Raw genomic sequence first — 4,661 nt, forward strand, 5'->3', positions numbered from 1 at the left:
GATCGAGAGAGGCGACCCGCCGCCCGCCCGTGGACAACCCGCGATTCAACGCTTAACGGAGGCTAGCTCACATCAAATCTCTAACTGCAAATCCGTCCGTCGAACCGGGGCAACCTCACACGGCAGCAGACGGCGGGTCCGTTTTTCCTGCCGCACTCGCCGCAACGTGCATCGCTGCTCGAACCGGGCATCAATGGAACGGAGATCGTCCTGACCGGACGGGTGTATTCGACACGATGCAGCGCGGTTTCCGGGGCTTTGCTCGATTTCTGGCACGCCAATGACGCCGGCGAGTACGACCTCGAGGGGTTCCGGCTGCGCGGCCATCAATTCGCCGACAGCGAGGGAGGCTACCGCCTTGAGACCATCGTGCCGGGGCTATATCCGGGACGTACAAGACACATCCACGTGACGGTGCAGTCACCCAACGGGCCGATCCTCACCACGCAACTGTACTTTCCTGCCGAGCAGCGCAACGCTCGCGATTGCCTGTTCGATCGCCGGCTATTGATGACGATTGACAATGGCGGCAAGCGAAAGGCGGCCCGGTTCGATTTCGTCCTCGCGCTAACCTAGCGCCAAATGGTTATGACGCCGGGGCGTATCGAGAGTTAAGGGACGACGTGAACCCTGTTATTGGCTACCAAACTGGTTGACTGGTAGCGGCCATGAGGCAGGTAGCACGCGGCTGCATTGAGAACCGCTCTATCGGCCCACGTCCCGCGCTTGATTCTGTTGATTACGATTCAGACGCCCGCCGACGATGCGAGTCGCACACAAGTCGCCGCCCATCAACTGCCGTTCGTCGCTAATGCAACATGGCCGTTCGAGCGACCGCTTTCCGTCCGCCATGAGCCGTTGATGCTTCGATAGGCCGGCAATTCGCTTATAGGCTACAGACCACGCCTCCCGCGCTCGGCAGGCGCTGGCCACATCCCGCGACGAACTCATGATCGACCATATTGTCAAAGTAATGTGGCTGGAGTTCGCCCTCATGATGCTCTTTTGTTCCGTAATTGCCATCGTCGTACTCACTGCCGGCTGCGCCTCGACATGGCCGCCCGCCAATAATCAGATTGCCCAGCAAATTCCGGCCGACTCGAATGCATATATCCAGCGAGCCAGCCACGGTGCGACGCGCGGCGACTCCGCGTCAAAGCCACCGATGCTGAGCGTTGGTGTCAGCTATTCCGATACGCAATTGATCCTGCCTTGGTTTCTCACTGACATCATCAACGCAGTTAACGATCCCTAGTCTGTCGGTGATTTGCTGCAATGTGTTGGGGCGGTTTCTGACGACGTTGTTTGGAGTTCGCAACGAGATCAGAGAATGCCCCAGTGCGGCCAGTTTCTGCCGTTCAATGGGGTCACAAGGCGGATGCTCGAACGGCTGCTTCACGCCGGTGGCAGTCGGCGGTCCATCCGCAGGTCACCTTGGATCTCGGCACTGAGCTGGCTCAGCCTGAGGAGGCTGGGGTGTGCGCCACGAGATCTTCAGACGGGCGACGCTCGGGCAAGGAGGAGCGCTGCCTCGACGCCGCCTTCCAGGATTTGCTCCGCGCGTGCAACGTCTGGCACGGCGCGCGCGAATTGGAGAGTTCCCACCATGAGAGCGAAGATGGCTGTCGCCCGACGACCGGCTGCAGCGGAATCGGCTTCTGGGAGCAATGCGGCTAACGTCGAAACGAAGCTTTGCAGCCCATCCTCATAGGTTTGCCGTGTTGGCACAGACTGCCGAGCGATTTCCGGAAGCAAGGCCGCTGATGGACATCCGCATGCTGGGTCTTCGCGATGCGCCTGATTGAGATAGCTTCGAATTACTCCCTCGAGGTCAACGCCTGCCTGAACTTTCTCTTCGAGGTTCTGTTGCCGCTCCGCTAGCGCGCCCCCAACCGCCTCTCGGACAAGCGCCTCCTTGGACTCAAAGTGGAGATAAAACGCGCCGTTGGTTAGGCCGGCCTCTCCCATGATCCCACTGATGCCCGCAGCCGAGACCCCTTCCCGACGGAAGCATTTCGAGGCGACCTCAAGGATATGCTGCCGAGTCACGGCTTTGTGACCTTTTTCGAAACGCATTTTCTCTCCACTAGTGTCCCGCAGCCGTCAGTTTGCAGCCGCCTCCAACAAGGTTTGGAGGTCGCGATCAAGCTGCTGAGCCACGGTATTGACCTCCTCGCTGCCGAACTGGCCGAAAACGGAGGCTGGTCGATCATATTCAAACCCGACACCGCCATCGCCATCCTCGCGCAGCAGCACGCGGATGGGTGCATAGAGTCCCGCCGACAGTTGATGGCGGGTCATCTTCGATGCGGTAAGCGGATTGCCGATATCGTACTGGATGGATCGGCGCGTCAGCCCAGCAATAGCCAGCAGCGCCCCGTGGTCACGCTGGCCGAAAATAGTGAGTGGCGGACATGCCTCCAACTCTCGAAGCGCGCGCGTGCTTTCGCCGTATCGCAGAAGCGTGAAGATGCCGTCATCGATGCGAGGCGCCAAGGCCACGAGCTTGGCTCGAACTTCCTCGAATGGCTTTATCGATTTGATTGTGACGTGCTCAATCGAAATGGTGCGCGTGGAGTACAGTGCATTGGCCATCTGTTGATCCTCGTTTCAGTTGCTGTTCGGGTTGGCCCGTTTCCCACGGAAAGGGCTAGAACGTCAGAGCGTCGGCGGCTGGGTGCCTAAGACTGCCTCGATCTGGCGGGCAAGCTTCAGGAGCGCCCGGTCGCTCGCCAGCGGGGCGTCCAGCTCAAGACCGATCGGAAGGCCCGCGCGAGACATGCCCGCAGGGAGACTGATACCCGGCAGCCCCACGCTGCTCGCTGACAAAGTGTGGTTCGCCAAAGCGAGGTTGCTGACTTCCTGGCCCGCGATGTGGAACTCTCCCTGCTCCTCGATCGAAGGCGCCGTGCAGGGCGTCGTCGGCTGCAGAATGGCAAGCGCCCCTCGCGTGACGAATGCCCGGTTCAGGCGGCGCTGGATTTCCGGACGGCTTACGTTGAGCGCAGTCTGATAGGCCTCCACTGAGGTAGCACCTGCACCGCCTGGCAGTACGATGTGCTCCCACGCTTGGCGAAGCTGAGGCTTGAGGCCTTCGTAAATCGCCTCGAATGTGGTCGGAACATTGTGTAGACGGAGGAATTCCGAGATCGCGCCCTGGGTCTCATGGGCGAAAATGCCCCACGTAGTTGTCTGGATGAGTGCATTGAAATCTTCCCCGAGGTCGATCTCAAAGACCTCGGCGCCGGCGTCCTGCAACCGCCGAACTACCTCGCGGAAACGATTCTCGACTTCCGAGTCAACCAAACCCAGAAACTGCCGCGGCGCGAAGGCCAGTCGGGCTCCCTTGAGGTTGAAATCCCGCTCGACGGGCTCCGCAGCCTGCTCCCCGGTGACGACCTGGTCCAGCAGTATGCAATCCTCAACACTACGCGCGAATACACCCGTCGTGTCGAGAGTGTGGGAGATCGGTGCGACGCCGTTACGCGGCCAGCGTCCTGTGGTCGGCTTGAACCCTACGACACCACAGAGCGACGCGGGCACACGGATCGATCCGACTGTATCGCCACCCAAGGAGGCGGGCACTATCCCGGCGGCCACCGATGCGGCAGAACCGCTTGATGACCCGCCCGTGACGCGATCGTGGGCGCGCGGGTTCTTCACCTGGCCATAGCGTTCGTTGTGCCCGGTCAGCCCATAGGACATCTCCACCAGATTGTTCTTGCCGAAGACGAGGGCGCCTGCCTCCTTGATCGCCCGGACCGCATCGGCGTCTTCCGTCGGAATGAAGTGCGCCAGACGATCGAGGCCGATGCTCGTGGGCAGCCCCGTCGTCAGGTAGCTGTCCTTCACCCCGATTGGCACACCCAGTAGGGGAGCCTCCGCCCCGGCCGACCGCGCCTTGTCTGCGTTCTTCGCAGCCTCAAGCACGGCGTCTCCGTCGATGGTGATGAAAGCGTTAAGGTCAGCGTGCGACCGAGCCTGCCGCAGCAAAGCCGTGGCGTACGCCTCTGATGTCATCTCACCGCCGCGGATCGCGTCGGCGGCCGCGGCGAGCCCGAGTGAAGCGAACCTCTGCATTTCTGGCGCAGACGTTTGGCTAGAGCTGGCGATTGTGTCGTTCATAAATTCCTCACAAGAAAGGTGTGTGACCCGGCATTTCACGACCTCGAAGAGGGTCGCAGCCGCATGGCATTACGATCATAATATAGAATTACGATCGTAATGCAAGAGGGTTCGCAGCGCATACGACTTCGTTGCGAAGCGCGGGAGGATCTGGACTGTGCTGGGTCCCACTCGCTGCGAGGAACTGTGTAGTGCTCGATGACTACTATTTGGTCTTACCCGCAGTTGAACGAGAGATGCCGAGATCCGTGGGACTCGAACGGGTAAGAAAATTGGGACTGTTCGCGAGCCGATCCGAACGATGACAGTGGGTCGCCGTCCCATTGTCGCGGTTTGTTCCGGGGCAGCGCGACGGGGCGTGGCTGGACCGAAGGCACCGTTGGGCGACGAATGGCTGCTGTGTCCTCCGACGTAGCGACTCGACGTTCGTCTGCTTCGGGTCGACATGAGGCATCCACTGACAGTCGTTCACACCATGGTGTCACGCGTTCGAATGGCAGAGAGCGAGGCATTCGTACGTCATCGCGCGCGCCGGA

The 4,661-nt window shown here is 60.7% G+C and carries 5 protein-coding genes; 2 read left to right on the forward strand and 3 right to left on the reverse strand.

Annotation, left to right across the window (positions count from 1 at the left end):
• Positions 1–204 precede the first annotated feature (204 nt).
• Complete coding sequence (locus H3V53_RS42245) at positions 205–576, forward strand: dioxygenase family protein (RefSeq protein WP_473766676.1); 372 nt, start codon at positions 205–207, stop codon at positions 574–576.
• Positions 577–949: 373 nt separating this feature from the next.
• Positions 950–1,255: a hypothetical protein gene (locus H3V53_RS42250; protein ID WP_419539751.1), complete on the forward strand. Its 306-nt coding sequence runs from the start codon at positions 950–952 to the stop codon at positions 1,253–1,255.
• 239 nt (positions 1,256–1,494) lie between these two features.
• Here H3V53_RS42250 and H3V53_RS42255 read toward each other — a convergent pair whose 3' ends face one another.
• The 3 genes from H3V53_RS42255 to H3V53_RS42265 all read right to left on the reverse strand — a co-directional run bounded on the left by H3V53_RS42255 (position 1,495) and on the right by H3V53_RS42265 (position 4,125).
• A complete protein-coding gene (locus H3V53_RS42255; protein ID WP_336602906.1) occupies positions 1,495–2,076 on the reverse strand; it encodes a TetR/AcrR family transcriptional regulator in 582 nt (193 codons plus the stop codon).
• 27 nt (positions 2,077–2,103) lie between these two features.
• Positions 2,104–2,595: a DUF302 domain-containing protein gene (locus tag H3V53_RS42260; RefSeq protein ID WP_042265381.1), complete on the reverse strand. Its 492-nt coding sequence runs from the start codon at positions 2,593–2,595 to the stop codon at positions 2,104–2,106.
• Positions 2,596–2,658: 63 nt separating this feature from the next.
• Positions 2,659–4,125 carry an amidase family protein gene (locus H3V53_RS42265; RefSeq protein WP_336602907.1) on the reverse strand — a complete coding sequence of 489 codons (1,467 nt, stop codon included), beginning with the start codon at positions 4,123–4,125 and terminating at the stop codon, positions 2,659–2,661.
• Between the last annotated feature and the right edge of the window lie 536 nt (positions 4,126–4,661).

Source organism: Paraburkholderia bengalensis, from assembly GCF_037126505.1.
In the GTDB taxonomy this organism is placed as follows: Bacteria; Pseudomonadota; Gammaproteobacteria; order Burkholderiales; family Burkholderiaceae; genus Paraburkholderia; species Paraburkholderia bengalensis.

What these genes read in the sequence shown, in the direction of transcription:
- H3V53_RS42265 (WP_336602907.1), bottom strand. Translation starts at nt 4,125, where the DNA reads ATGAACGACACAATCGCCAGCTCTAGCCAAACGTCTGCGCCAGAAATG.
- H3V53_RS42260 (WP_042265381.1), bottom strand. Translation starts at nt 2,595, where the DNA reads ATGGCCAATGCACTGTACTCCACGCGCACCATTTCGATTGAGCACGTC.
- H3V53_RS42250 (WP_419539751.1), top strand. Translation starts at nt 950, where the DNA reads ATGATCGACCATATTGTCAAAGTAATGTGGCTGGAGTTCGCCCTCATG.
- H3V53_RS42255 (WP_336602906.1), bottom strand. Translation starts at nt 2,076, where the DNA reads ATGCGTTTCGAAAAAGGTCACAAAGCCGTGACTCGGCAGCATATCCTT.